Source organism: Paenibacillus riograndensis SBR5, assembly GCF_000981585.1.
In the GTDB taxonomy this organism is placed as follows: domain Bacteria; phylum Bacillota; class Bacilli; order Paenibacillales; family Paenibacillaceae; genus Paenibacillus_AQ; species Paenibacillus_AQ riograndensis.
Map to the genome: position 1 here is coordinate 7,539,124 of NZ_LN831776.1, position 26,924 is coordinate 7,566,047.

A 26,924-nucleotide genomic window follows, 5' to 3' on the forward strand; every position below is an offset into this window, starting at 1 on the left:
CCGGGGAGAGTGAACCGATTGATATTTGAAGAAGCGCATTTGCAATTTTTAAACGGTCATTTGGCGGACAGACCGGCGGGAGAGCGGCGGGGACGGCTGGAGAGAGGCCATCAGCACGCTGAAACCTTATTCCTCCGCAATGTCTGGTGGCCGCTCCGGGGACATTTTACCGGGCTTCATCCCGAATATGAGGTGACCGACTGGCGGGGGAGGTCCTATTTTGCTGATTTCGCCTGGCTGCCCGGGTATGTGAAGCTGCTCATCGAAATTAAGGGCTATGCCTCACATGTCCGTGATATGGACCGGCAAAAGTACTGCAACGAGCTGAACCGCGAAACGTTTCTGTACGCTATGGGATATCATGTGATTTCTTTTGCCTACGATGATGTGGAGCAGCGTCCCGAGCTCTGCATGACCTTGCTGCGCATGGTACTGGGCAGGTTTCAACCGTCTGATGCGCCTGTGTCACGCGTGCTGCTTATGGAGCAGGAGATTATCCGGCTGGCCGTTCAACTGGCTCGTCCCATCCGCCCCCAGGATGTGAAGGAGCATTTCAATATCACCTACAAAACGGCGATTCGAATACTTCGCAGTCTGACCGAAAAAGGCTGGCTGCTGCCATCCGCCGACACCAAAGAGCAAAGAATTGTACGCTACGAGCTGGCGCGCGGGGTTTTGGAGTACTTCTAATTGTTAGTTTTAAAAACAAGTTTGTTTAACAGTGGACCTATCGGCGGCGGATGGCGCTGGAGTTTGCGGATCGCAATTATTCTATGTTTCGAGTAACTTACAGGCGATTTGCCAGGCAGCTTCCCGTTAATCCGGTTATTCGAACTCAACAGTTGCCAATTCCGGTCACATTCGCTATGTTGCTCTATTATTCAGCAGTTGTCTGTTACTATCCACGTTGTCTTGTTAGTTACTTCACCAATTTTCGGTTTACACCCGCGATCGTCGCGATAATTGAGCCAGTAGTTGCTTGCGGGTCGCGTTCGCCGGATCGTTCAACCCAATAGTTACTTGCGGGTCGCGTTCGTTCTTTGGCTAACATTCAAATCAGAATTAGGTGGAAAAAGGGAACCTAATTTGTTCATTTTCGCTTGTTTCAGGACATTTAGGTGGAAAAAGTATACTTATTTCTCTCGAATTCACTCATTTTCTGTGTTTAGGCTTGTTTTAAGTGTACTTTTTCCAACTAGCGCCTTCTACAGTGATAGCTCAAAGAATTTAAGTGGAGAAATTCCCACTAAATCGGAGTAAACAAAGCAAGTGTGTTCTAAATTCAAACCCATATGCCTGCAATGGGGCGGGGTTACCGGGGTTACCGGGGTTACGGGGCTACGGGGTTACCGGGCTACCGGGTTACCGGGCTACGGGGTTACGGGGTTACGGGGTTACGGGGTTACGGGGTTACGGGGTCACCGGGCTACCGGGCTACCGGGCTACCGGGCTACCGAGCTACCGGGCTACCGGGTTACCGGGGTTACGGGGCTACGGGGTTACCGGGTTACCGGGCTACAGGCTACCGGGTTACCGGGTTACCGGGTCACGTATGCACAAAGCTCACACCACCAGCTTTTTCCTCATTCGCCTCCGTGCCTCATTCGCCTCCGCGCCTCATGCGGCACGATTCCACTTCCGGCTCCAACAGCGAAAAGCCTGATGCGGAATTCCGCATCAGGCGCTTTCTTCAGAGTGTGTCTGAGGCACGCCGGGTCAAGATCCCGTCCGGCGCTCCGCAAACAACAGCGGCATTGGGGGGTTGGTTTATTCCTCCCGGCGCTCCAGCACTCATTTCTTATTCATTTTAAATCTCAGGAACAGCTCGTTATAGTGGGCGAGCATCCGCTTGCCGAGATTGTCGTAGACCTCCAGCCGGTCGGTAATTTCGGCGGGCGGGTAGAAGCGGGTGTCGCCGGATATCTCTTCGGGAAGCAGCTTCAGCGCCGGAACATTAGGGGTGGAATAGCCGACGTACTCCGCATTTTTGGCTGCAACATCTGGCCGGAGCATGAAGTCGATGAACTTGTGCGCTCCTTCCACATTCACCGCCGTGCGCGGAACAACCATGTTGTCGAACCATTTGTTCGAGCCTTCCTTCGGCACCACATAGTCCAGCTTGTCGTTCTCGTCCATGATCTCCGAGGCATCGCCGGACCATACAATCCCGACTGCCGCTTCCTCATTCGCCAGCAGCATCTTGATCTCGTCGCCGACAATCGCCTTCACATTGGGTGAGAGCCTGTTCAGCTTGGCCAGCGCTTCCTGCAGATGCTCCTCATTCTGGTCATTGACAGAATAATGCAAGCTGTTCAGCGCCATGCCCATGACCTCACGGGCTCCATCCACCAGAAAAATATTATTCTTCAGCCTGTTGTCCCATAGGGAATCCCAGCTGCTGAAATCCATGCCCTTGGTCATGTCCGGGTTGAAAATAATGCCGACTGTCCCCCAGAAATAAGGCACAGAGTAGACGTTCCCCGGGTCGAACGACAGATCCATAAACCGTGAATCAATATTGGCCAGATTCGGGATTTTGCTTTTATCCAGCGGCAGCAGCAGATTCTCCTCCCGCATCTTGGCAATGGCGTAGTCGGACGGGACCACAACATCAAAGGTCGTTCCGCCCTGTTCGACCTTCGTCAGCATGGCCTCATTGGAATCAAAGGTCTGGTAGATGACCGTAATTCCCGTCTCTTTCTCGAACTGCTTCAGCAGTTCAGGCTCAATATAATCGCCCCAGTTATAGATCGTCAGCGTATTCCCCCCGGAGTATCCCTCGGCTGAGTTCAGCCGGGACGCGAGGAACATCAGCCCGAAGGCCACAATAAGAATCGCCAGAAATGCATTAACCAGCTGCTTCATCTAGGCACCCCCATTTCGGCGGCAGGCTCGGAAAGCGGACCCGCCGGACGGTTCTTGCGCCGGTTCAGGAAGTAATATCCGATGACCAGCAGGATGGTGAAGAGGAAGATCAGCGTCGACAGCGCGTTGATCGACAACGACACGCCTTGCCGTGCCCGGGAGTAGATTTCTACCGACAGCGTGGAATATCCGTTGCCCGTAACGAAGAAGGTTACCGCAAAGTCATCCAGCGAATAGGTCAGAGCCATGAAAAAACCGCTGAAAATCCCCGGTTTAATAATCGGCAAAACAACCTTTGTCAGCACATCACGGCGGCTGGCTCCCAGATCGCGGGCCGCATCGGTCAGCGTTGGGCTCATCTCCTGCAGATGCGGCAGGATCATCAGCACGGCAATCGGCACGCTGAACGCCACATGCGAGAGCAGTACAGAGGTGAAGCCCAGCTTAATGCCAACAATCGTGAACAGGATGAGGAACGAGGCCCCGATGATCACATCCGGGCTGACGATCAGCACGTTGTTCAGCGAGAGCAGCGTGTTTTTGGCCCGGCGGCTGCGGACACGCTGAATCGCCAGCGCGCCGATGATTGCAATCAGCGTGGCAATCGCTGAAGACAGCAACGCAATCACCAGCGTATTGATGACAATAATCATCAGTCTTGTATCCCCAAGCACCTCGCGGTAATAATCCAGCGTGAAGCTTTCGAACTTGTGCATCGTGCCCCCGCTGTTGAACGAGTAGTACATCAGATACAGAATCGGCGCATACAGCACGGCGAAGACCAGCACCAGATACAGGTTGGCAAATCCGTTTTTGTTCCTCACTGGCGCACCCCTCTCCGCGAGCTGCCCGTCATCAGCATGAACAGCGCCATAATGACGATCAGGAAGACGGCCACCGTAGAGCCCATTCCCCAGTCCTGCGTAACCAGAAAATGCTGCTCAATCGCAGTGCCCAGTGTAATAACCCGGTTGCCTGCGATGAGGCGCGTAATCATGAACAGCGACAAGGCCGGGATGAACACCGCCATGCAGCCGGAGCGCACCCCGGAGATTGTCAGCGGAAAGATCACCCGCCGGAACGTCGTCCACCCGGAAGCGCCCAGATCGCGCGCGGCATCCACCAGCGACAAATTCAGTTCCTCCAGGGCGCTGAAGATCGGCAGAATCATAAACGGGATAAAAATATACACCGACACAAACACAAAACTGAAGCCTGTAAACAGAATCTGTTGTTCCCCGAGGCCAAGCAGGCCGAAAAAATGATTGACTGGCCCAAAAGTTCCGAAAATACCGATGAATGCATATGTCTTCAGCAGCAGATTGATCCATGTCGGCAGAATGATCAGCAGCAGCCACAGCTGCTTATGCTTCGTCCGGGTCAGCAGATAGGCTGCGGGATAGGCTACCAGAAGCGAAAACAGCGTGATCAGGAACGCATACCAGAAGGAGTTAAGCATCATTTTCATATATACCGGCGTAAAGAAATTCACATAATTGTCCAGAGTGAGATGTCCGTCCAGATCAAACAGGGAATAATAGACCACCAGCAGCACCGGAGCTATGACAAACAACGCAATCCACAAGTAGTAAGGGATGAGAAAATACGCTTTGCCCTTATTCTTCATGGCTCTCCACCTCGCCGTAAGCTTCCAGACGTTTGTCGAATTCTTCCTCCGTTTCACCGAACCGCATAACATGAATCGCTTCCGGATCAAAATAAAGGCCGATTTCGCTGCCGACCTCCGCTTTGCGCGTGGAATGAACCAGCCACTCATGGCCGGATTCGTCGTAGCAGCTGATCTCGTAGTGCACGCCCCGGAACAGCTGGGAATCCACGCGCACGCGCAGCTTGCCCTGTTCAAGCGCCGCAATCTCCAGGTCCTCGGGACGGATAACGATCTCCACCGCTTCATTGCGTCTTAGTCCTGCATCGACACATTCGAACCGGTGGCCGTTGAACTCCACCAGGTAGTCTTCGATCATGACGCCCGGCACAATATTCGACTCCCCGATGAAATCGGCCACGAAGCGGTTGATCGGCTCATCATAAATATCATTGGGCGTCCCGCTCTGCTCGATCCGTCCGCCGTTCATGACAAAGATCCAGTCCGACATCGCCAGCGCTTCTTCCTGGTCATGGGTCACAAAAATAAAGGTAATGCCCAGACGCTGCTGCATTTCCCGCAGAATATACTGCATCTCTGTACGCAGCTTCAAGTCCAGCGCCGACAGCGGCTCATCCAGCAGCAGCACCTGCGGCTCATTCACGATGGCGCGGGCAATCGCCACACGCTGTCTTTGTCCGCCGGACATTTCATTGATAGCACGCTGCTCGTAGCCTACCAGGTTCACGAAGCGCAGCGCTTCCTGCACCTTGTGCGTGATCACATCCTTCTTAAGCTTCTTGATGCGCAGTCCGAAAGCCACATTCTCAAATACGTTCAGGTGCGGAAACAGCGCATAGTCCTGAAATACCGTATTGACCTGCCGCTCGTTGGCGGGAATGTGGTTGATGATTTGGCCGTTGAGATAAATAGAGCCTTTAGTCGGCTCGGCGAAACCGGCAATCAGCCGCAGAATAGTCGTCTTGCCGCAGCCCGAAGGGCCCAGCAAGGTATAGAATTTACCGCGTTCGATCTCGAAGCTGACGCCTTTTAATACAGGCTCTTCGTCGTCGTATTGTTTGATCACCTGGTCAAAGGAAATAATAGTGCCTTCCGGGGTAGCTATAGCTGACAACCTCCCTTACCTTATGTAATACAATCTATTTTACCCGCTTCTTGCGGGGGACAATCGAAGCGGGCCGGCTCAGCGTGTACAAGCGACAATTCCTCCCATTCTTCGACAACCTTCCATAATATATAGCATAACGGATTAGTCCTATATATGCGATAGCATACACTGTTAAAAGCAGTCCGGAAACTTAACAAGTTCGTAAAATTTATGAACCTCCCGGACTGTTTTGCGGTGCTATAATGAAAACGGCTGAAATCCAATTCATTTTTACCAACCTGAAAGAAGATGACCTCCAATGAACGAAGGATTACAGGACCGTCTGGAGAAATTCGGACTGTCTTTATATATGATACGTGTTACTCTGGCAGCTTCACTCTCCTGGCTGGCAGTACATACGCTGTATGGGGACAGCTATTTATACTTCGCCCCGCTGGCGGCGATTCTGATTACACAGGGGAGCGTCAAGGCCTCTCTGGAAAAAGGGGTTTACCGCATGACCGGCATTGTGCTCGGCGGCATTGTCAGCCTGGTTGTGGGGCGGTTCTTCGATGTAGGAGCCTTTTCCATTCTGCTGATGCTTCTGATCGGCATCGGAGTCGCCACAGCCTGCCGGATCAATATCCAGGCCATCTCCCAGGTCGGTGTAACCTCTGTTCTGGCACTCACCTTCTATAATGATCATTATATTGAGTGGCGGGTCGCTGAAACGCTTATCGGTGTAGTCATTGCTCTAATCATCAATATGATTATCGTTCCGCCCAAGGGGTTCGTCAAGGTTAAAGGCTTGGCTCTGGAAGGCGGACTGCTGCTGGCGGATGCCCTAAGCGGTCAGACCGGCGGCGGACGGGAAGCCATCCAGGCGGGAGACGCCCTGACACGCTCCGCTTCACTGCTGGCGAAGAGCGAGCTGCAGCAGAAGGAGCTGCATTATACCTTAACCCATTACCATTGCCGCAATGAGCTGCGCGGACTGACACAGACAACGGCCCATCTCAAAAAAATCCACTCGTATGTAAAAGAGATCCGTGCGGAAATCGCACTGCTGCCCGCACATTATGCCGCAGCCGACTGGATGGCGGAGGTGGTCACAGCCACCGCAGACTGTATCGCCCTTTACGGGACGAAGACATTGTCGGATGCCGAATGCCAGCGTTCGCTTCCCGAATCGCTGCGCCGGGCGCGCGATCTTCAACTGGCCTGGTTCTCCGAGCTGCAGGGGCAATGCTCCCTCACCTCCATCCGCGATCTCGGCGCGGTGTTCTCCCACCTGAACCGGGTGCTGGAAGAAATCGAGCAGGCCGACTATGTAGTGATGTCAGCCGCACCGCAAAAGGCTAAAGCCGGAGCCGCACACGCTGTACGCTTCATACAAAAGGGACTCTCCCACAAGCTTTAAGCTTGGGAGCGTCCTTTTTTTTTAATTTATCGCTCTCATCTCTCACACTATCAGTTAGCCCTCTGTTTCATGCCCCTTTACCCTGCTTCAAGCCCTACATACTGCCTGTCCAACCTTCCATATTCTCCTGTAAATCTGAAATTCAATAAGCGTAATTTAATTATAAATTCATTTTATTTACAAAAAATCAACAATTACCTACATTATTCAATATTTATAGTCAAAATCAATTATTCCAGTTGAAAATTCGCTACTTAAGTACTAGAATTAAGGTTGTTTGTAGAAGTTATTTTTGGACATCGTACCAGTATTGACCACTTTTTGTCGATTACAGTCGATTTAATTTGTCCCGTACTGAGTATATATCATTGATCTATTCCTAAAGGCAAACTGTCCGAAAGGGCAGGACGCAAAGCCATGGGCCTAAGAGCGCAATTGCTGCATTTATGGCCGCCAGGCTGCCAATAGAGACGCCATTTGGTCGGATATCCCGGGATATCGCATCACGGCTCCATGATGTTCTTTTCTGTACAGATACCATTGATTATACGAAAAAGTGAGGTTACGAGAATGCCGCAGCATACCATCGAACGTTCACGGTACGAGTTCATTGCTTCCATGCTTCTTGGGAAGACCGATCTCTTGAATCTTTACTCTGTGGATCCTCAGACGTTTGGCGGAACAGACGAAGCTAAGAATGGTGTCATCATTATCCAGAATAACGAAATCTTCATCACACCGCCTCTGTCCGGCGGCAAACCGGCTGTAATCTCCGCGATCCATCCTGTGGTGTTGAAGATTAACGGTCAAGTCATCACGGGTCCGACTCCAATTACCTCTGCAGATGACCTTACCTGGGAGATTTGCGAGAAACCGCAATACCAGATTACAGTATCCGATGATAAGCTCAAAGTATACTTTACCCTTTACCGCGCTGAAAGGTATGCCTGGAATCTCGTCAACAATCCGGCTTCAGCCTTTGTTACTGTCCGCGCGGAGATGAACCGGGAAATGCTGTTATCCACCCTCTCCATCGAACAGATTATGGCCGGATTTGATAAGAGCCCTATAGTCAGCAGTCTCAATATCCCTGCGCTTTACGAGGAGCTGAATAATCCTACCTACCTTCCCGTGTGTATTGCTGAAGGCAAGGCTCCTGTGCCAGGGACAAATGCGAGTCTGGAACTGCTGCTTCAGCAGAAAATAGAGAATCAATTCAAGTCGCTGGACGATTCCGCCCAGGAAACAGGCTGCCCGGAATTCTTCATGGTGCAGGAAGGCGAAGTGTTTGCGAAGAAGCTGCCCCCGGCAGAAGGCCTTCCCGGCTTTGATGTATATGGCGGTGTACTTCCGCCGCCGCCGCCGCAGGACCTCACCCTGTTCTCCTCCCCCTGCGCAGCGCTGCTTCCGGGCGGGGAGATCAAGGCCTGCCGCAAAGGCAGACCACGCATAACCGGAAGCGGAACCTTTGTAAAAACAATTGATTTCCCCCAAACGTTCCTCGTTCCGCCTAGTGACAGTGAAGCCGGAGGTACCCTGATGTTCCCCGGGGATGTTATCGCTGCTCATGATTTAAGCAGGAACACGGTTATTGAGGCTTTAGGCAATGTTTATATTTTTGGTGATGTGCGCAATTCCCGGATCGCTGCTACAGGCAGCATATTTATCAGCGGCAAGGTTGCAGACAGTGAGCTGTACGCCGGGGGATATGGGGCCGCACATAACCGCCTGTGCAGCTTCACCGAACTGGTGGCGAAGGAAGTAGCGGGACTGAGGGAAGCCGCCAGACACCTGGCCGAGACGGTCGAGTCAACGGTGCAGACAGTGAAATACGGGCTGGTCATCATGCTGCTGCTGGAGAGTAAATATGCTCATCTTCCCCGTATGATCCGTGATATGCAGGAACTGTTATCAGGCATGAGTACTGATTATCCTCAGGATACCAAAATCCTGAAGCATCTGATGGAGTTTTTTTTGAATCCCGGGCGGTTTACCGACCAGATTACCGATGCGGGTATAGGCTCTTTTCTGAGCCTGTTGAAGAACCTGGCCCAGAGCATCTGCCAGATGCAGGAGGAACGGGTCCGGATCGATATTGCCGGGTCACATGACAGTATTATCAAATCCGGCGGGGATGTCCATATTCATGGAGATGGAGTTTCCCGGAGCAAACTGCATTCGGCTGGCGATATTTATTTTGCGAAGAATAGCTCCATGTCTTCTGATTCCACCATGGAAGCAGCCGGAACGATTCATGCACGCAGCGTCGGCGGGGAATCCATTGGCAAATCGCTGCTCGTTGCAGGCCGGCAAATCATTGCACATACCATCAGTAATGCTTCTGTGACAATAGGCGGGTATTCCCTGGAAATTACTGACCCGATTGAAAATATCGCATTTACGGCCAAAAGCCTGCAACAGAAATTCAGGGGAACGGCATCCTCTTCAAGCGAATAATCAGCGGTACCCTACATATAGCCTTACCGGAAAAAGGTACACATACAGAAAGACCCTGCGGGGCCGAATGGCGGCATCCGGCAGGGTCTTTCCCGTGCTTTTAAGACTCATATTGCGGTCTTTCCATATCGAACGTCCGGCCAACCGCCGCATACGAAGCTCCCGCGAGACGGCTTACCGGCTTCAGCTTGGCCGCATCAATACGTCCGTTATGGATCAGCTCATCCTCTACATGGAAACACAGCACTTCTCCGATGATCATATCGCAGTGTCCCAGCTCGACATGACGCGTAAGCCGGCATTCCATGGCAATCCTGCATTCCTCTATACGCGGAACCCGGACCATTTGCCCGGGCACCGGCGTCAGTCCAGCCAATTCCAGCTCGCTGACGCCTTCCGGGGCGTTGATTGAGGTGTGGTTAATCGCAGCCACATTATCCTCGTCCACGATATGCACCACAAACTCCCCATTGCCCAAAATGTTGCTTGCAGTGTGCTTCATCTCTCCGGTTGCCTTGCGTAGACAGGAGAACATAATCATCGGCGGTTCATCATTCACAATATTAAAAAAACTGAACGGTGCGGCATTCACCACGCCTTGTTCATTGATTGAGGTTACAAAAGCAATCGGCCGGGGGATAATGCTTCCGATCAAAAGCTTGTAATTGTCATGCGCCGATTGTGCTGAAGCCGCGATATACATAAAAACACCTCCATCTAATGTGTAGGACGCCTAACGGCTTTTTTGAAATTAACCAAAACGATGCTGCCCACAATAAGCAGCAGGCCGACCACCAGATTAAGCGTGATCCGCTCATGCAGCAGCACCACACTTGAGCCGATAGAGATCAGCGGAATCAGAAAGGTGAAGGAACCAACCTTGCCGGCCTCCCCTTCCTTGATGAGACTGAAATACACCATCCAGCCCAGGGCAATCACGAACACCGAAATAAACAGCGTGTTCACGATAAAAGCCGCATTCCAGGTTATATCCGACCAGCTCTCGGTCGCCGAACCGGCTGCCAGCAGAACAAGGCCCCCGATCATGATCTGCATGGCGGTCATCCACAGCATATCCACCCGCGCCGCATTGCGTTTCGTATAGACGGTGGCAAAAGCCCAGCTGAGCGCACTGGCCAGAGCAAGCACAATGCCCGGAACAGAGATGCTCCCGGTAAAGCCGCCGATGCTGAGTGAGGCTACACCGAGAAATCCGAGCACGAGACCGGCCAGCTTCAGCCCATACATGCTCTCACCCAGCCAGAGCCAGGCGAAAATGCCAAGCAGCACCGGCTGCAGAAAGACAATGGCGGAGAACAGGCCGGAAGGCACATACTGCAGGCCAATGGTCTGGAAGCCATAATAGAAGACGATACTAAGAAAAGCCGACACCAGATACACCGGCCACAGCCGCCTGAACTGAAGCTCCTTCAGTTTCGGCAAGGCTGCTGCGATCAGAATTACACCGGCGATCACGGTGCGTATCCCAGCAAACAACAGCGGCGGAGCGTAATGTAAAGCGATTTTGGAAAGAGGCCAATTAATGCCCCAGACGATGACCAGAAAGATAAGCAAGGCTATGGTTTTTCTCTGCTGCTGCATTTATTTTTTCACCTCTTGTTCTATTTTCATACCAATGATACAGTAAAACTAGTTATAATTGAAATGAATTATTATTATAAGGGGCATACCAAAACTGTTATGAACAACACTCAGATCCGTTTGTTTGTCAGCATTGCCGAGAGCGGCAGCTTCACGAAAGCCGGACAGGATATGAATATGACCCAGCCTGCGGTCAGCCGGGCCATCTCCGCGCTGGAGGCGGAGCTTGCGGTGAAGCTGCTGCTGCGCGACCGGCGCAGCGGGCTGATGCTCACTGATATCGGCAAGCGTATCCTTGTTATTTTCCGGGAGATCCTGATCGGGTATGACAAAGTGGAGCAGGAAATTTCCGCCGAAAAGGGGCTGGAGAAGGGACTGATCCGCATCGGGGCGTTTCCGGTGGCTTCGGCGCATCTCGTCCCCAAGATTATCCGCTCCATCGCCTCAAGCTACCCAGAGATTGAGATCAGGCTGTACGAAGGGACTGTCGCCGAGGTGAAAGAATGGCTGGAAGCGCGGATCATTGACGTGGGGCTGATCATTCCTCCGGATGGAGACTTCGACTTCGTTCCGCTCTTCCGGGAAAAGCTGTATGCCGTGCTGCAGGACGACCACCCGCTCCGGCACAAGGCTGTCATTTGCGTGAAGGACCTGGAAGATGAGCCGATGCTGATCTGCAGATCCGGTTATGAACCGCCGGTAGTCGATTTATTTCAGAGAGGCGGCAGCAAGCTGAATGTGAAATATGAGGTCAGCAGCTATCTGACCGCCCTCAATATGGTCAAGGAAGGGCTGGCTGTGGGCGTAATGTCCCAGCTCTCGCTGCTGTCGCTTCCTCCCGGCGTGATCATCCGGGAGCTGGCTCCTGATGCCTACCGTGATATTCATCTGGCGGTGAACTCGCTTGCCGAGGCGTCGATTGCTGTCAGGCTGTTCATCGATACGGCCCTGCGGCTGACCGCCGGTCCGGATACCGCTGTACCGCCCGTAATTCAAGCCGGGCAAATGTAGCTGGGGGGATTGAACTATATAAGGAGGGAATTGATGTGAAATATAATCGTTTGGGCAGCAGCGGGCTGCAGGTGTCTGCGCTGGGCCTGGGAACCAACGCGTTCGGAAAGAGGGCCGATCAGCAGACCTCGATTGATATTGTCCATGCCGCGCTCGGCCAGGGAATCAACTTTATAGATACTGCCAATATCTACGCCGGCTCCGAGTCCGAGCGGATTATCGGGCTGGCACTTGAAGGCAGGCGGCAGGAAGCCGTTCTGGCTACCAAGGCAGGCCTGCCGGTGCACGGAGGGCCCGGAGGCAGCGGTTCATCCCGCCATCATCTGCTGCAGGAGCTGGAAGGGAGCCTGCGCCGCCTGAAGACAGATTATGTGGATCTTTATCAGATCCATACTTTTGATCCCTACACACCACTGGAAGAAACCCTGCGCACATTGGATGATATGGTATCCGCAGGCAAGGTCCGCTATATCGGCGCTTCCAATTATGCAGCCTGGGAGCTGATGAAGGCGCTGGGAATCAGCGAATTGCGCAATCTGGTCAAGTATGTCTCCATCCAGTGCAGCTATTCCCTGGCTGACCGGACACCCGAGACCCAGCTGCTCCCGCTCTGCCTGGACCAGGGAATCGGCATCATTCCCTATTTCCCGCTGGCCGGAGGCATCCTCACAGGCAAATACGGAGGCAGCGATGCCCCGCCCGCCGGCTCCAGAGCGCAGACGGACCCGAACTTCAGCCGCTTCCTGAGCAAGGACCGGATCGCCCTTGGCGATGCGGTGGGAGGCATCGCCGCTGAGCTGGCGGCCTCCCCCACCGCGCTGTCGCTGGCCTGGCTGATGCACCAGCCGGCCGTCTCCACCGTCATTGTCGGCGCTACGAAGCCCGCGCAGCTGCAAGAAAGCATCCAGAGCGCTGCGCTCGCTCTGGATACCGGCATCCTGCACCGGCTGGACGAAGCCAGCCGGGCCTTCCGGCACGGCGAGCCGTTCGCCTACTACCGGCTGCCGTAGACAGCACAGCCGCTGCCTTTGGTGAAGGGCAGCGGCTGATTGCTGTAACGTGAGCGCTTATGGCGAAGCCAATCGCTGCTTTATGACTTGGAGGCCGGGGAGGCCGGAGTATAAATCAGGCAGCGCAGTTTCTTCTCGGGATAACGAAGTTCTGCGGTGTAGGAGCTTCCGTCTTTCAGTTTAACCAACACTGCTACAACCCCGCGTTTGTCATATATGCTGTCTTTAATAATAGTAGTGCCGGCAATCTCACGGGTGTCGCCCTGTTTGTCCGCAACAATGGTGCGCGCGGCTTGGAGCCAGCTGGAATCCTGTCGGATCCGTCCGTTCATCTCTGCTGTGATCGGCGTTCTCTTATAAGCCATTTCCACAATAGTGGAATCGATGACGGTTCCGCTCAGGGAGTCAATGAACACATTATACATGAAATAAGGCTTTCCTTGAGCCTGGAGTGTGCCTACACGGTAAGGCTGGAAATGTACGAACCATACCCCCTTTTGCTCAGGACCCGATTTGTTATAGGACGCCTTGCCTTCCATCTTAGACAGATCCACATCGAACAGACGGGCCACACTCTCTCTTGCTTTGCCGAGGGCTTCAGCCTCACCGATGTCCTTCTGATCAGGCTGCGGTTTCACATAGTTCAGGCTCAACACATAGTTCAAGCGATAATTCCAATCAATGAACTGCAGCAGTTCCTCATCCGTAAGAGCACGCTTGGGGAATACAAGGGTAGCCTTGCTATCATCCAGATAAAACTCGTAATTCCCGGCTTTCATGGGCAGCTTCTGCTTGGGACGCAGGCCATCGAATCGGTATTGATCGTCCAGGATAAGGCTCCGGTTGCTTTCTTGCTCGGTCATCGGCCGAGTGAGCTTTGGAGCATCCATGAACCTAAGCTTTTCGGCGTACGCATTGTACTGCTTGATTTCCTCTTCAGTGACCGTGTTCTCGAGATACGCCTGTATCGTCGAGACCGGAGCTTCCGCCTCGATCTTCAACACCGGAATCTGGCTGCTCGCCAGTTGAACCGCAGGCTTCCCGGTATGCTGCTGTTCGTAAGATACATGCGCTTCCGGCACCTGACGGTTCATTTCTGTATAAGCAACAATATGCGGCACCGCAAAAGCACTGAGACCCAGCAGTCCTCCCGATATGGCAATTACCCCAAGGGCCGATTTAACGTCATTCCTGTTCATCTTTACTACCTCCAATGTGTAAGTGGGCTTGTCTTAGCCTTACTGTAAGATAAAGATGTTATCAAGTAAGAAGCCCGTTGTTATGGAGTTGTAAAATAAGCTTTATAGTCGTACCCTTCTGCTCCTCTGAACTTAGAGACAACTGTGCCTGATGCGCCTCTGCAATCTGGCGGCACAGGGCCAAACCGAGTCCTGCGCCGCCATGTTCTCTTGAACGGGCATGATCCACCCGGTAGAACGGCTCGAACACCCGCTCCAGATGTCCGGCGCTCATGCCTCTGCCGTAGTCTGTTACCTCCAGAACAGCCGCAGTCTCCTGTTCATACGCGGCCAACCTGATCTCCGAACCCGGGGTTGAAGCATGAATCGAGTTCTCCAGGCAATTAACCAGGAACGACTCAAGCAGCTCCCGGTCGCCCCATACCGCAGGAATATCCGCTTCCAGAATCAGCTCAAGCCCCGCCGCATCCAGATTGGCCTGTTCCATCCGGCGCACGGATTCGAACAGTTCCACAACCGGTATCCGGCTCCGTTCTACCGGCTGATGGCTGAGAATGGATAAATCCAGCAGCTTGAAGACCAGATTCTTCAGGCGCAGCGTCTCGCTCCAGAGATAACCGCTCGCTGTCATCCGCTCTTCTTCGCCGATATGGGCGGCATTCAAATACTGGGCGAATCCCTGCAGACTGGTCAGCGGCGTTCTCAGTTCATGAGCCAGGTTGTCCACCATCCGCTGCTTCTCCTCAGCCATGGCGGAGAGGTCCGTAACCTGCCTTTCCACAGCATCTGCCATACGGTTGAAATGCTGCGCCAGCTCCCCGAATTCATCCCTGTTCTGAAGCTGCACCCGTTTGCTGTAGTTTCCTTCGGCAATATTTTTGGTGCTGTCCGCCAATGATTTCAGAGGCTTTGTCAGCTTTCGGATCAGCACATACATGAGTGCAGCGAGAACAGGAATAGAAATGCAGTTGATATAGACAAAATACCGGTTCAACTCATCCTGGCCGGCATACAGCGCTTCAATTTCCCGCCGGTAGGTTAGCTGCAAATACCCATAAGGCGCAGGCAGCTCATTCGATACGCTGATGTAGCGGGCGGACGGCTCCGATGGCCCGGCATAGACGGGAGTACCCTGATTTGACAATTCCAGTGAAATGCCCCGCTCCCGGTAATACTCCCCATAGGAACGGGCAACATCCAGCAGAATCGTATCGTTAATCCGCATCCCCCGTGATTTTATGGAATTTAGATTTTCATAGATATTGTTGGCAATCAGGGCCTGATCACTTGCCGCCCGCTGCTGTTCCCTTCCCATATTCAGCCGCCAGCTTTTGTTCATAATCATAATGACGCTCACATCCAGCACCACAACGAACAAGACGAGCATCAGCACCAGCGTTTTCTGCCAGAATCTCATCGCTCACCTACCTCTCCGCTTCCAGACGGTAACCCAGCTTGTACACCGTATTGATCCGTTCTTCCCAGCCCAGTTTTTTGCGCAGCTGCCGGATATGCACATCCACTGTCCGGGTATCTCCTTCAAATTCATAACCCCAGGCCAGTTCCAGCAGTTTTTCCCGGGATAAGGCAATATTCCGGTTCTGAATCAGAACCTCCAGCAATTCAAATTCTCTCGCCGTCAGTTCGACAAGCTGCCCGTTCTTATAGATCTTCCGCGCCTGCAGACGCACCTCAACATCCCCGGCCAGAAACCCTTCTTCTTCCTTGACGCTGCGGCGCAAAACGGCATTAATCCGGGCCAGCAGCTCCAAAATTTCAAACGGCTTAATGATATAATCGTCCGCGCCCAGCTCAAAGCCGGTGATGCGGTCAGCCAATGAATCCTTGGCGGTAATAAAAATAACCGGAACACCCGGATGACGGCGCCGCCTCATCCATTCAAACCCATCCATAACCGGCAGCATCACATCCAGCAGAATAAGATCGATTTTCTCCTGCTCTAGAATCTGCTGCATCTGTTCCCCGTCAAAAGCTTTAAAAAACCGATGGCCAACCAGCTTTAGATTCATCGTAATCAGATCGCTGATCGGCTTCTCATCCTCGACTACCAATATCGTTGCCATCCCCAAACCTCCACCCGTTGCTTAGCCAGCTGCGCCTATACAGCGCAATAGTCGTTGTGGTTCGACATTGTAACCCAATTCCCTCTATTTTACAAACCCTTTACCGCTCTTAGACGCCAATAAGCCGAACGCCAACCCACTAGGGGGCAGCGTCCGGCTTAATTTTAACCTATCTTGTTATACCACAGCGATGAAATGCTCCATGTCCTCTTTTACAGTTGTAATGCCGCTAATTCCGAAGGTGTCTACCAGCACTTTGGCTACATTCGGGGAGAGGAAGGCCGGAAGCGTCGGGCCGAGATGGATATTCTTGACGCCCAAATACAGGAGCGCCAGCAGCACAATGACCGCCTTCTGCTCGTACCAGGCAATATTGTAGGCAATCGGCAGATCATTGATGTCAGCCAGCCCGAATACTTCCTTCAGTTTCATTGCAATCACGACCAGAGAATAGGAATCGTTGCATTGTCCGGCATCCAGTACGCGGGGAATCCCGCCGATCTCACCAAGCGCCAGCTTGTTGTATTTATATTTTGCACAGCCCGCCGTCAGAATGACGGTATCTCCCGGCAGCTCGGCAGCGAAATCTGTATAGTAATTCCGGCTCTTCATCCGGCCGTCGCAGCCTGCCATCACAAAGAACTGCTTGATCGCGCCGCTCTGCACAGCCTCTACCACCTGATCTGCCACATTCATTACCGCAGCGTGGGCGAAGCCGCCGACAATTTCTCCAGTCTCCAGTTCGGTTGGCGGTTCACAGTTCTTGGCCTGCTCGATGATCGCGGTGAAATCCTTCTCCCCGTTCTCACCGGCTGCAATATGCTGAACCCCGGGGAAACCTGTATGGCCTGTGGTGTACAGACGGTTAATATAGCTGTCCTTAGGTGGTACAATGCAGTTCGTAGTCATCAGAATCGGACCGTTAAAGCTCGCGAATTCCTCATTTTGCTTCCACCAGGCGTTGCCGTAATTGCCTACGAAATGGCTGTACTTTTTGAATGCAGGATAATAGTGGGCCGGCAGCATCTCGCTGTGTGTGTACACATCCACTCCGGTCCCTTCCGTCTGCTTGAGCAGAGACTCCATATCCTTCAGGTCATGCCCGCTGATTAGAATCCCCGGACGGGTTCCCACACCGATGTTCACTTTGGTGATTTCCGGGTTGCCGTAAGTCGATGTATTCGCCCGGTCCAGCAGCGCCATGACCGCTACGCCCATTTTCCCGCATTCCAGCACCAGTGCAGTCAGCTCGTCGCCGCTAAGCGTGTCATCCAGCACTGACGCCAAGCCTTTTTCCATAAAAGCCTGAGCATCAGGCTCAACATAACCCAGCACCGCCGCATGCTCCATGTAAGCCGCCATCCCTTTGAGCCCATAGGTCAGCAGCTCGCGCAGCGAACGGATATCTTCATGTTCTGTGGCAAGAACACCTACCTCTTGTGCTTTCAGCAGAAGGTCTTCATCCGTACCGGCCGTCCAGAGGGCTGCATCATGACCGGAAAGAGCCGCCTCTGCCCCTGCTGAGCTCAGCCGGTTTCTCCACTGGTCACGAAGTGCCAGTCCTTCCCTGATGCGTGCTGTGAAATGCTCCGGGGTGAAGTTTGCATTGGTGATGGTCGCGAACATGCTCCCGGTGATAAATTTCTCCGTGGCCGGATCAGTGATGCCAAGCTCGCGGCCCCGCTGTGCAAAGATTGAAATGCCTTTCAGCGTATACAGCAGCAGATCCTGGAGATTCGCCACCTCGCTGGTTTTGCCGCAGACTCCCTGGATGGTGCAGCCTGATCCCTTCGCCGCCTCCTGACATTGAAAACAGAACATTTCACTCATTTCCCGTTCACTCCTTTTAGGTTTTTGGATACTGGACGGGCCGCTCTTCGTCCCGCCTTTACAGTTACCAGTAATTGTAGTAGACTTTCGTCGAACAATCGGTAACGGATGTTACCGAATACTCACGATTCTGGAGGAAATCTATGAAACCTGACCCTGCCGTGCTGCAGGCCTGTCTGCTGTTCCGGGGAAGGTCTGTAGAGGAGATTGAATCTCTGCTGCAAAAGATGATCTACACTGTCAGCGAGTATCCGAGAAAAACAGTAATCCTCGCGGAAGGCGACAAGGCGGACCGCCTCGGTATCGTGCTCTCGGGACGGGTGGAAGTACAGAAGAACCACCCCACAGGCAGCGGTGTAACCATTGCCCATCTGAATCAAGGCCAGACCATTGGCGAAGCCGTGCTGTTCCGCAGAAACAACAGTGTGCCCGCCACGGTTACCGCCTCTGATCCCTGCACCGTTATGTTCATCGGCAAGCAGGAGCTGCTGCGGATGTTTTCGGCAGATACAGACCTGCTGACCCGCTTCATTGAGAATCTGTCCGAGCGGCTGGTGCTGGTCAACCGGAAGATTGAAATCCTCTCAGCCGGACCGCTGCGGCGGCGGATTGTCGCTTTTCTGCTGGAGCAGTCGGAGCTGCAGTCCTCCGCTCTTGTCCGGCTTCCTTTCAGCAGAAAGGAATGGGCAGAGCATTTAAATACGGCACGGCCCTCGCTTTCCCGTGAAATGGGGAATCTGCGCGACCAGGGCTGGATTCTTTTCAAGGGGAGGGAAATCACCCTGCTGGACGTGGATCAGATGAGGGACTTCATTCACAGTGACGAAGCGGATTCCGGGGGCAAGAGCTGAAGCTTGTGCACCAACAGATGACAGATTATGGAGGAAGGGTAGAGAATGCTCGAAGCAACATCACAGAACGTAGAACAAATGCTAGAGGAAACCCGTGAATTTTTCCACACCGGCGCTACAAGGGCTGTTGCCTTCCGGCTGGAGCAGCTGCAGAAGCTGAAGAATGCCATCAAGCGCTGCGAAACACAGTTGATTACCGCTCTGAAAAAGGATCTGCGCAAAAGCGAGTTCGAAGCCTATGCTACAGAGATCGGCTTCACACTCGATAGCATCGGGTACATGATGAAGCATCTGAAGCGCTGGGCGAAGCCCGTCAAGGTAAAGTCACCGCTGCATATGTTTCCGGCCAAAAGCCTGATTCTCAGCGAGCCCTACGGAACTGTACTGGTTATCGGGCCCTTCAATTATCCGTTCCAACTGCTGATTGAACCGCTGATCGGTGCCATAGCTGCGGGCAATTGTGCCGTTCTGAAGCCTTCGGAGAGTACACCGGCCGTTTCGGGAGTCATAGAAGACATGATTAGGGAGACCTTCGAACCGGCGTATATCCGTGTGGTTCAAGGCGAAAAAGAAATGACCACGCTGCTGATCCATACCAAGTTCGACTACATTTTCTTTACGGGAAGTGTCCCTGTCGGCAAAATTGTGATGGAGGCCGCCGCCAAAAATCTGGTGCCGGTCACGCTGGAGCTCGGCGGCAAAAGCCCGGTAATCGTCGACAAGACGGCCGATCTGGAGTCTGCGGCCAAGCGGATCGTCTGGGGCAAACTGATCAACGCCGGGCAAACCTGCATTGCCCCGGATTATTTGCTGGTCCACAGCGAAATTGCAGCAGAGCTGATCCGCCGGATCAAACATTATGTTACTGTTTTTTACGGCAGTGATAGTCAGCGCAGCCCGGATTACGGCCGGATCGTCAATGAACGGCAGCTGCAGCGGATTCGCGGAATGCTGGAGAAGGATCAGGCCAAGATTATTCTGGGCGGCCGCGTTCTGGCGGAGGATCTGTACATTGAGCCAACCCTGATTCACCCGGCTGCCTGGAGCGACGCTTCCATGGCGGATGAGATCTTTGGACCTGTCCTGCCCATTATGGAATACAGCCGCCTGGAAGAGGCCATTCAATCGGTGAATGAGCACCCCAAACCGCTGGCCCTCTACTTGTTCACAGAGGATAAGCAGGTGGAGCAAGAGGTGCTGGGCCGTGTTTCGTTCGGCGGCGGCTGTGTCAATGATACCATCACTCATGTCGCCAGCACCCATCTGCCGTTCGGCGGCGTCGGCGGCTCCGGGATTGGCGGGTATCACGGCAGGCACAGCTTTGATGTTTTTTCCCATCGGAAAAGCATCGTGAAGCGGAGCACCCGAATCGACTTCGGAATTGTCTATCCGCCATACGGCAATAAAGTCAAGCTGGCGCGGAAGCTGTTGAAATAGCAGCTGGTTACGATTCAGGAACACAAACATAGAGTGGAATAGAATGGAGAGGATTTGTGTGGAGCGGAAACAGGTGTTTACAGGCTCCCCTTGGGAGTCAACCGTGGGATACTGCCGGGCCATCCGCATCGGAGACCGGATTGAAGTGGCAGGAACAACAGCGATAAAGGACGGGAAAGTTTTCGGCAAGGGAAGCCCTTATGAGCAAACCCGGTTTATTCTGCAAACGATCGAAAAGGCACTTGGGGAACTGGGCGCCGGCCTGGACAATGTTGTCAGAACCCGGATGTTCGTTACGGACATCTCCAAATGGGAGGAATTCGGAAAAGCCCATGGGGAGTTTTTCAAGGAGATCCAGCCGGTTGCGACCATGGTTGAGGTAAAAGCGCTGATCGATCCCGATCTGCTCATTGAAATCGAAGTGGAAGCTGCTGCACCGTAAAATTGCTTTTGTACCGTTCAGCACGCTGCAATCACAGAGCCATCGGGCCTGCTACGCTTCAACAACGGCATTTCTGCTGTTGTTTCGGGGCAAGTCGGCCTGTGGTGCTCCAATAACGGCATTTCTGCCGTTGTTTCGGGGCAAACCGGCCTACGGTGCTTCAACAACGGCATTTCTGCCGTTATTCCGGGGCAAATCGGCCTGCGGTGGTTTAACAACGGTATTTTTGCCGTTGTTTCAGGGCAAACCGGCCTGCGGCGCTTTAACAACGGTATTTTTGCCGTTGTTTCGGGGCAAACCGGCCTGCGGCGCTTTAACAACGGTATTTTTGCCGTTGTTTCGGGGCAAACCGGCCTGCGGTGCTTTAACAACGGTATTTCTGCCGTTGTTTCGGGGCAAACCGGCCTGCGGTGCTTTAACAACGGCATTTTTGCCGTTGTTTCACCAGCACTCAGTTTGCGCTGGAATCAAAGGTACTTTTACCTCTCATTTCACCCAGCGGCCCACCTCTGGACAAATCAAAGGTACTTTTACCTCTCATTTCACCCAGCGGCCCACCTCTGGCCAAATCAAAGGTACTTTTACCTCTCATTTCACCCAGCGGCCCACCTCTGGACAAATCAAAGGTACTTTTACCTCTCATTCCACCCAGCAGCCCACTTCTGGACAAATCAAAGGTACTTTTACCTCTCATTCCACCCAGCAGCCCACTTCTGGCCGAATCAAAGGTACTTTTACCTCTCATTCCACCCAGCGGCCCACTTCTGGCCAAATCAAAGGTACTTTTACCTCTCATTCCACCCAGCAGCCCACTTCTGGACAAATCAAAGGTACTTTTACCTCTCATTCCACCCAGCGGCCCACTTCTGGCCAAATCAAAGGTACTTTTACCTCTCATTCCACCCAGCAGCCCACTTCTGGACAAATCAAAGGTACTTTTACCTCTCATTTCACCCAGCGGCCCACTTCTGGCCAAATCAAAGGTACTTTTACCTCTCATTTCACCCAGCGGCCCACTTCTGGCCGAATCAAAGGTATTTTCACCTCTCATTTCACCCAGCAGCCCACTTCTGGCCGAATCAAAGGTACTTTTACCTCTCATCTCCCCCAGTGGCCCATCTCTGGCCGAATCAGAGGTACTTTTACCTCTCATTTCGCCCCAGCCCCAAACTAAACTTCAGCTCAGCCCGCCGGTCTGCCGGAAATCCAACCGGCCACCTCTTTTTGCGGGATCGGTCGGCTAATGAAGTAGCCTTGGATCTTGTCACAGCTTGTCTGCTCCAGAAAGGCCAGTTGTTCCTGCGTCTCTACACCTTCGGCGGTTACGTTCAGTCCCATGTCATGGCCGATCGTGACGATGGAGCTGGCCAGCGACATGTTGTTCGGGGTGTCAATACTGTCGATAAAGGATTTATCGATCTTCAGCGTGGTAATTGGCAGCTGCTTCAGATAGCTTAGCGAAGAGTAGCCTGTCCCGAAATCGTCAAGCGCAATACCGATTCCCCTCTGTTTGAGGGGCTCCAGCTTGGAGCTGACCGCCTCGAAGGATTCCATAAAAATCGACTCGGTAATCTCCAGCTCCAGATACTCCGGCGCAAGTCCGGTATCCTCCAGTACAGCCAGCACCATATCCGTGAAGTCATCAAGCATCAATTGGACCACTGAAATATTGACCGAAATATGGTAGCCTTCATATCCCTGTGCCTGCAACTCCTTCATGAAACGGCAGGCCTTGCGCAGCACCCATTCTCCAATCGGAACAATCAGGCGGCAATCCTCGGCGATGGTGATGAACGACAGCGGAGACACAATGCCAAGCACCGGGTTGTTCCAGCGGATCAGAGCCTCAAAACCCCAAATCCGGCCTGTACCGGTATCCACCAGCGGCTGGTATTGCAGCGACAACTCATTGTTTGCAATCGCATTCCGTAAATGATGTTCAACAATCATCCGTTCATCAAAATGCTGCTGCATCTCTTCTCCATAGACAACATAGGTGCCTTTCCCCGCCTCCTTCGCCTTATACATCGCAATATCCGCATTTTTCAGCAATTCCCCGGCATCAGTCCCATTCTCCGGATAACTGGCGATTCCGATACTAATCGAGATATGTACACTGCTGGCATCAAGCTCAAAAGGCGCACTGAAGCCCTGCACCAGAGACTCCGCATAATAAATTACCTCAGCATATCTGTCCACCTCCTTAATCAGAATGACAAATTCATCCCCTCCAAAACGGAAATGCCTGCACCGTCCGTCTGACAATTCCAGCAGCCGTTCACCAGCCTTCACCAGCAGTTCATCCCCAAAGGTATGGCCCATCGTGTCATTAATATATTTGAAGTTATCGATATCGAGGAAAAAGAGTGCGGCCTGCCCGCCCGGATGCTTTTCAATAAAATCCGTCAGCTCCTCGGACAGCGACAACCGGTTCGGCAGACCGCTAAGAACGTCGTTATAGGCCAGCAGCCGGTATTTTTCTTCACTGGCCTGCAGCAGCTCCTGGTTCTCAACAACCTTGTTATACTGCTCCATAAGCTCATCCTGCAGAGCAGTCAGCTCCTCATAGGTGGACTCCAGTTCCTGGTAGCTGATCTGCAGCTTGCTCTCGTAACCCTTGCGGTCCGTCACATCCACCATCGATCCCGCAAAACGGATATACCCTCCGCCTGCACTGCGCAGGACCTTGCCCCGGGCCTGAAACCATATGTATTCCCCCGATTTGCTGCGCATCCGGTACTCTGCATAATAATATGAAGACCGCCCCTCCAGATGCTGTGTGCGCAGCCTGTCCTCCTGCTCGGCATCCTCCGGATGGACAATTTCCCTCCACCCGCCATGGCTCTCATTCACCTCACCCCGTTCGTAGCCCAGCAGCTCATACCAGCTGTCCGAGAAATAGTAGATCATCGTGGACATATCCACATCCCAGATCACTGCATCCGAGCCAAAAGCTGCCAGACTGAAGCGCTCATTGCTCTTTTCCAGATGGCTTCGCATCCGTTTCACCAGCTGCACATAGAACAGCAAAAGGAGGATGAAGACCACCAGAACGGCAAAAGCTGCACTAATGCCCAGCACCAGCGTCCTATAGGTTTCGTAAAAAGAAAAGGGCTTGTTGATTATCTCGCTGCCCTCCGGCAGCTTGTTAAGAGGAATCCCAAAATGCCGAAGCTCGTTATAGTCATACACAATCCGCATTGTGCTGTCCGTAACGATCGGCAGCTCGTCAGCACGTTCCCCCTGCAGAATACGCAGTGCCAGTTCCGCTGAGGTCTGGCCCTGGATTTTGCCGCTGATCAGGCTTCCGCCGAAGGCCCCGTGGTTGAGGGCAAAATCATAGAGATGATAGACCGGCACACTGCTGCTTCGACCCAACTCGCTTGCGAACCGTTCAAATTCGATAATTCTTCCGGTGGAATCACTGTAGTATGTAGTCATGAGCACAATGCTGTCCGATGAGAGGCCCGAGACGGTGTGAATAATCTGTTCACTGGAGAGACGGTTTAGGGGAATGAGCTCAAGCCCCTGATTCAGCGAGGCAATCTGGTCCATAACCAGCCTGCCCGTAGAGAGTCCGCTTTCAGAGTTGTCAAATACAACATACACTTTGCGGATGGAAGGATTAATTTGCAGGGCCATTTGTATGGTGCGGGTGGGGTCGATCTTTTCGATCACACCGGTTATCTTGCGCTTGTCGGGGATGTTCTCCACACCCAGTTCATTTACTCCGCTGAATATAATAGGCGCGTCGTCCAGGATTTCCTGCCGGTATTTCAGAGCGAAGCTGAGTGCGGCATCATCCGTGGTAATAATGGCATCAACATGGATGTTGTGATATTTGAGCTTAATCGTCTGATACAATTGCCGGAGATTCTCCTGGCTGGGATAACGTTTCCAGTCCATATACTCCGTATAAATCACCGGGGCATTCTCAGCGCCTTTGAGACGTTCTTCAATGCCGCCGCTTTGCTCATCCGTCCACGCAAAACCCTTCTGGTAGGAATGCAGCACCAGCACATTCTGCGGAGGCTGACCCTCGGCCTTGACCGTCAACGCCGGAAACAGGAATGCGCTCAGCATCGCAACCAGAAGAAGAGGCATCCGCCAGCTTTGAAACACTTTGAGATAAAATCTCCCTGCAACCATTAGCATACCCCCATGCATCTATCTCAAAGTCTGCCCCATCACTCTCAATAGTGAAAACCTTGTATTCATGAGCCATAAAATATACGGGAAGTTTCGACAATATATTAATTCGTTGACCGTCTTCCGCTTCCCTCTTTATGGCTCTATTTTCACTGAATTGAGTATTTTGCATTAATTTAAGTCCTTGTTATAATCCGCAGAGATTTTGTATATATCGTGTTGGAAAATTGTTGATATATTGTAACAATGAGATTGATTAGGTCATTCTCAATTTGATACCATTTACATGAAATGACAATTTATTACTAAAGAGGTGATTGAATAAAATTCTGTATCTTTTGCCCATTCAGGCGGAGGAAAGTAATAAATAATGAGGAGAAGTGAAAAAATGAAACGGAAGATTACGCTGTTCATAGCAATGCTTATTACCTTGTTTTCTGGTCAAAACGCATTCGGATCAGCCTCCAATCAAGCGATCGGTGCGATCATGGGAGGCGGCAATTTCACCAATGGCAGCACAACCCAAATGAATTGTTTTCAGGCATTGAATACGATCGGAATTGGAATGACCCGTGTCAACCTGTATCCCCAATATTATTATGCGGACAATGCTCCCACACCTGAACGGCTGGACAGTATGATGCTCCAATCCTATCAGCACGGAATAACACCGATGATCCTGTTTGAATACTACGGTTCATATGAGAAGAACGGACAATTGCTCGGCAACTACGACAAATGGTACAGCATCGGTCAGGCGTTCGCTGATCGTTTCCGTCCCAATGGGAAATGGGCGCAGGCCAATGGTATACAGAATTGGGGGGTCACCATTTATACCGCCTTGAATGAGCCCGATGTGGAAAATCTGATTTCCAAGACGGATTATCACAACGCTCTTGAAGGTTTAGCGGACGGCGTGCATTCAGTCGACAAGTCCCTGAAAGTGAATCCCGGTGGATTTGCGAAGGCGAATTCGAACAGCGACTATACCCTCGGAGGCTACGGACCGGCCATCGCCGATCTGTATAATTCCGGCAAACTCGACGGGATTGATCTGCATACATATTACGACATCCAATACGCCCCTATGAAGGGAACCTACAAATATTCAGCACAGAGCAACTTCGATTCGGTCAAACGGGCCTCCGGCATTACGGCGGACGTCAATTTTTACGCTACAGAATTCAATTTCAAGAAACGCCTGATTACCGAAGAAGAAGCGGCCAAAGGCTTCTTTACGGCGATTTGGGACAACCTTGGGGTAGTGAAAAATGACGGTAAAACCCCGGCCACACAATTCGCATTTCCATGGAGCCTGTTCAATTCGGCAACCACTGATACTTTTTACGGTTTGAGTTCGAGCCCGGATTCTTGGGTACCAGTAACTCGGGGAAAAACGCTGGAAAACGTCATTGAAAAAACCAAAGGAATGTCGTTTGTTTCTCTTGATCCTAAGAAAACCGGCGAGTATGTGCTGAACGGAAGCCGCAAAAAGCTGTGGGTATGGCAGAACCTGGATTACTGGACCAACCATCCCGGAACATCATATACCATCAACGGCTTGCCTAACGGGACTTATAAGCTGGAAGTGATCGGTTGGAACGGGGTAAGACAGACGATAGCGATCTCCGGGAAAACCTCATATACCATAAACAACTTGGCCGTAGGGGAGACCTATATGTTTTTGGCTTATACGAAGTAAATTGTAACGGGTGCAAAATGGAGCAGGGGGATGGTTGCCTCGCTGCTCTTTTTTAAAAGATAGGATTTATATGCTTCACGCTATAAAGGGCAAAACCCGGCTTTGTGGACAGCTCAGGCCAGACGGGATAGAATAAATTTGCAGGAACCGC

General features: G+C 52.4%; 21 protein-coding genes and 1 riboswitch. Of the genes, 9 read left to right on the forward strand and 12 right to left on the reverse strand.

The annotated features are described in order from the left end of the window. Nucleotides 1–18 precede the first annotated feature (18 nt). Nucleotides 19–690, forward strand: a complete 672-nt coding sequence (locus PRIO_RS31820; protein ID WP_020429977.1) for a MarR family transcriptional regulator — start codon at nt 19–21, stop codon at nt 688–690. Between the two features lie 1,101 nt (nt 691–1,791). Here PRIO_RS31820 and PRIO_RS31825 read toward each other — a convergent pair. Genes PRIO_RS31825 through PRIO_RS31840 form a run of 4 tightly spaced genes read right to left on the reverse strand, consistent with a single transcriptional unit; the run spans nt 1,792 to nt 5,606 of the window. Continuing rightward, nucleotides 1,792–2,865 (reverse strand): ABC transporter substrate-binding protein, encoded by a 1,074-nt coding sequence (locus tag PRIO_RS31825; RefSeq protein WP_020429979.1) that lies wholly within the window; start codon nt 2,863–2,865, stop codon nt 1,792–1,794. After that, nucleotides 2,862–3,689 (reverse strand): ABC transporter permease, encoded by an 828-nt coding sequence (locus tag PRIO_RS31830; protein ID WP_020429981.1) that lies wholly within the window; start codon nt 3,687–3,689, stop codon nt 2,862–2,864. Before PRIO_RS31830 ends, PRIO_RS31825 begins: the two co-directional genes overlap by 4 nt. Beyond that, nucleotides 3,686–4,492 (reverse strand): ABC transporter permease, encoded by an 807-nt coding sequence (locus tag PRIO_RS31835; protein ID WP_020429983.1) that lies wholly within the window; start codon nt 4,490–4,492, stop codon nt 3,686–3,688. Before PRIO_RS31835 ends, PRIO_RS31830 begins: the two co-directional genes overlap by 4 nt. Further along, on the reverse strand, nt 4,482–5,606 hold the full coding sequence (locus PRIO_RS31840; RefSeq protein WP_020429985.1) for an ABC transporter ATP-binding protein: 1,125 nt from the start codon (nt 5,604–5,606) through the stop codon (nt 4,482–4,484). Before PRIO_RS31840 ends, PRIO_RS31835 begins: the two co-directional genes overlap by 11 nt. Before the next feature lie 292 nt (nt 5,607–5,898). On the opposite strand from PRIO_RS31840, the gene PRIO_RS34275 reads away from it, so the two are divergent. Continuing rightward, a complete protein-coding gene (locus PRIO_RS34275) occupies nt 5,899–6,999 on the forward strand; it encodes an FUSC family protein (protein WP_020429987.1) in 1,101 nt (366 codons plus the stop codon). A 374-nt stretch (nt 7,000–7,373) separates the two neighbouring features. After that, nucleotides 7,374–7,465: riboswitch (cyclic di-GMP riboswitch) on the forward strand. A gap of 104 nt (nt 7,466–7,569) precedes the next feature. Then, the gene (locus PRIO_RS31850) at nt 7,570–9,456 is read left to right on the forward strand and encodes a flagellar assembly protein A (RefSeq protein WP_020429989.1); all 1,887 of its coding nucleotides are present in this window, start codon (nt 7,570–7,572) and stop codon (nt 9,454–9,456) included. Nucleotides 9,457–9,556: 100 nt separating this feature from the next. Here PRIO_RS31850 and PRIO_RS31855 read toward each other — a convergent pair whose 3' ends face one another. Then, the gene (locus PRIO_RS31855; RefSeq protein WP_020429991.1) at nt 9,557–10,159 is read right to left on the reverse strand and encodes a flavin reductase family protein; all 603 of its coding nucleotides are present in this window, start codon (nt 10,157–10,159) and stop codon (nt 9,557–9,559) included. Nucleotides 10,160–10,173: 14 nt separating this feature from the next. Then, nucleotides 10,174–11,058: a DMT family transporter gene (locus tag PRIO_RS31860; RefSeq protein WP_020429993.1), complete on the reverse strand. Its 885-nt coding sequence runs from the start codon at nt 11,056–11,058 to the stop codon at nt 10,174–10,176. Nucleotides 11,059–11,157: 99 nt separating this feature from the next. Here PRIO_RS31860 and PRIO_RS31865 point away from each other — a divergent pair, with 99 nt between their 5' ends. Both PRIO_RS31865 and PRIO_RS31870 read left to right on the forward strand, forming a co-directional pair. Then, entirely contained in the window at nt 11,158–12,069 is a 912-nt protein-coding gene (locus PRIO_RS31865) for a LysR family transcriptional regulator (RefSeq protein WP_020429996.1), read from the forward strand. A 35-nt stretch (nt 12,070–12,104) separates the two neighbouring features. Next, entirely contained in the window at nt 12,105–13,079 is a 975-nt protein-coding gene (locus PRIO_RS31870; protein WP_020429998.1) for an aldo/keto reductase, read from the forward strand. Nucleotides 13,080–13,159: 80 nt separating this feature from the next. On the opposite strand, the gene PRIO_RS31875 is transcribed toward PRIO_RS31870, so the two are convergent. From PRIO_RS31875 to hcp, 4 genes are all read right to left on the reverse strand, one after another. Next, complete coding sequence (locus PRIO_RS31875) at nt 13,160–14,278, reverse strand: hypothetical protein (protein ID WP_020429999.1); 1,119 nt, start codon at nt 14,276–14,278, stop codon at nt 13,160–13,162. A 61-nt stretch (nt 14,279–14,339) separates the two neighbouring features. Next, nucleotides 14,340–15,695: a sensor histidine kinase gene (locus tag PRIO_RS31880; RefSeq protein WP_020430000.1), complete on the reverse strand. Its 1,356-nt coding sequence runs from the start codon at nt 15,693–15,695 to the stop codon at nt 14,340–14,342. 7 nt (nt 15,696–15,702) lie between these two features. Beyond that, a complete protein-coding gene (locus PRIO_RS31885; RefSeq protein ID WP_020430002.1) occupies nt 15,703–16,362 on the reverse strand; it encodes a response regulator transcription factor in 660 nt (219 codons plus the stop codon). 177 nt (nt 16,363–16,539) lie between these two features. Next, complete coding sequence (gene hcp, locus PRIO_RS31890; protein WP_020430004.1) at nt 16,540–18,192, reverse strand: hydroxylamine reductase; 1,653 nt, start codon at nt 18,190–18,192, stop codon at nt 16,540–16,542. A gap of 143 nt (nt 18,193–18,335) precedes the next feature. Between hcp and PRIO_RS31895 the strand changes: the two genes are divergently transcribed. Genes PRIO_RS31895 through PRIO_RS31905 form a run of 3 tightly spaced genes read left to right on the forward strand, consistent with a single transcriptional unit; the run spans nt 18,336 to nt 20,922 of the window. After that, the gene (locus PRIO_RS31895; protein WP_020430005.1) at nt 18,336–19,043 is read left to right on the forward strand and encodes a Crp/Fnr family transcriptional regulator; all 708 of its coding nucleotides are present in this window, start codon (nt 18,336–18,338) and stop codon (nt 19,041–19,043) included. A 45-nt stretch (nt 19,044–19,088) separates the two neighbouring features. Further along, a complete protein-coding gene (locus tag PRIO_RS31900) occupies nt 19,089–20,480 on the forward strand; it encodes an aldehyde dehydrogenase (protein ID WP_020430006.1) in 1,392 nt (463 codons plus the stop codon). A gap of 58 nt (nt 20,481–20,538) precedes the next feature. Continuing rightward, a complete protein-coding gene (locus PRIO_RS31905) occupies nt 20,539–20,922 on the forward strand; it encodes a RidA family protein (RefSeq protein WP_020430008.1) in 384 nt (127 codons plus the stop codon). Nucleotides 20,923–21,373: 451 nt separating this feature from the next. On the opposite strand, the gene PRIO_RS31910 is transcribed toward PRIO_RS31905, so the two are convergent. Beyond that, nucleotides 21,374–22,075 carry a hypothetical protein gene (locus tag PRIO_RS31910; protein WP_144412146.1) on the reverse strand — a complete coding sequence of 234 codons (702 nt, stop codon included), beginning with the start codon at nt 22,073–22,075 and terminating at the stop codon, nt 21,374–21,376. A gap of 29 nt (nt 22,076–22,104) precedes the next feature. Next, the gene (locus tag PRIO_RS34280; protein ID WP_020426578.1) at nt 22,105–25,071 is read right to left on the reverse strand and encodes an ABC transporter substrate binding protein; all 2,967 of its coding nucleotides are present in this window, start codon (nt 25,069–25,071) and stop codon (nt 22,105–22,107) included. A gap of 388 nt (nt 25,072–25,459) precedes the next feature. Here PRIO_RS34280 and PRIO_RS31925 point away from each other — a divergent pair, with 388 nt between their 5' ends. Beyond that, on the forward strand, nt 25,460–26,773 hold the full coding sequence (locus PRIO_RS31925) for a hypothetical protein (protein ID WP_020426579.1): 1,314 nt from the start codon (nt 25,460–25,462) through the stop codon (nt 26,771–26,773). Nucleotides 26,774–26,924: the final 151 nt, after the last annotated feature.

Excerpts from the sequence above, each read along its gene's own strand:
- PRIO_RS31895 (WP_020430005.1), top strand. The coding sequence starts at position 18,336 with ATGAAACCTGACCCTGCCGTGCTGCAGGCCTGTCTGCTGTTCCGGGGA.
- PRIO_RS31925 (WP_020426579.1), top strand. The coding sequence starts at position 25,460 with ATGAAACGGAAGATTACGCTGTTCATAGCAATGCTTATTACCTTGTTT.
- PRIO_RS34280 (WP_020426578.1), bottom strand. The coding sequence starts at position 25,071 with ATGGTTGCAGGGAGATTTTATCTCAAAGTGTTTCAAAGCTGGCGGATG.
- PRIO_RS31910 (WP_144412146.1), bottom strand. The coding sequence starts at position 22,075 with ATGAGAGGTAAAAGTACCTCTGATTCGGCCAGAGATGGGCCACTGGGG.
- PRIO_RS34275 (WP_020429987.1), top strand. The coding sequence starts at position 5,899 with ATGAACGAAGGATTACAGGACCGTCTGGAGAAATTCGGACTGTCTTTA.
- PRIO_RS31875 (WP_020429999.1), bottom strand. The coding sequence starts at position 14,278 with ATGAACAGGAATGACGTTAAATCGGCCCTTGGGGTAATTGCCATATCG.
- PRIO_RS31850 (WP_020429989.1), top strand. The coding sequence starts at position 7,570 with ATGCCGCAGCATACCATCGAACGTTCACGGTACGAGTTCATTGCTTCC.
- PRIO_RS31880 (WP_020430000.1), bottom strand. The coding sequence starts at position 15,695 with ATGAGATTCTGGCAGAAAACGCTGGTGCTGATGCTCGTCTTGTTCGTT.
- PRIO_RS31855 (WP_020429991.1), bottom strand. The coding sequence starts at position 10,159 with ATGTATATCGCGGCTTCAGCACAATCGGCGCATGACAATTACAAGCTT.
- PRIO_RS31835 (WP_020429983.1), bottom strand. The coding sequence starts at position 4,492 with ATGAAGAATAAGGGCAAAGCGTATTTTCTCATCCCTTACTACTTGTGG.
- hcp (WP_020430004.1), bottom strand. The coding sequence starts at position 18,192 with ATGAGTGAAATGTTCTGTTTTCAATGTCAGGAGGCGGCGAAGGGATCA.
- PRIO_RS31900 (WP_020430006.1), top strand. The coding sequence starts at position 19,089 with ATGCTCGAAGCAACATCACAGAACGTAGAACAAATGCTAGAGGAAACC.
- PRIO_RS31865 (WP_020429996.1), top strand. The coding sequence starts at position 11,158 with ATGAACAACACTCAGATCCGTTTGTTTGTCAGCATTGCCGAGAGCGGC.
- PRIO_RS31860 (WP_020429993.1), bottom strand. The coding sequence starts at position 11,058 with ATGCAGCAGCAGAGAAAAACCATAGCCTTGCTTATCTTTCTGGTCATC.
- PRIO_RS31825 (WP_020429979.1), bottom strand. The coding sequence starts at position 2,865 with ATGAAGCAGCTGGTTAATGCATTTCTGGCGATTCTTATTGTGGCCTTC.
- PRIO_RS31885 (WP_020430002.1), bottom strand. The coding sequence starts at position 16,362 with ATGGCAACGATATTGGTAGTCGAGGATGAGAAGCCGATCAGCGATCTG.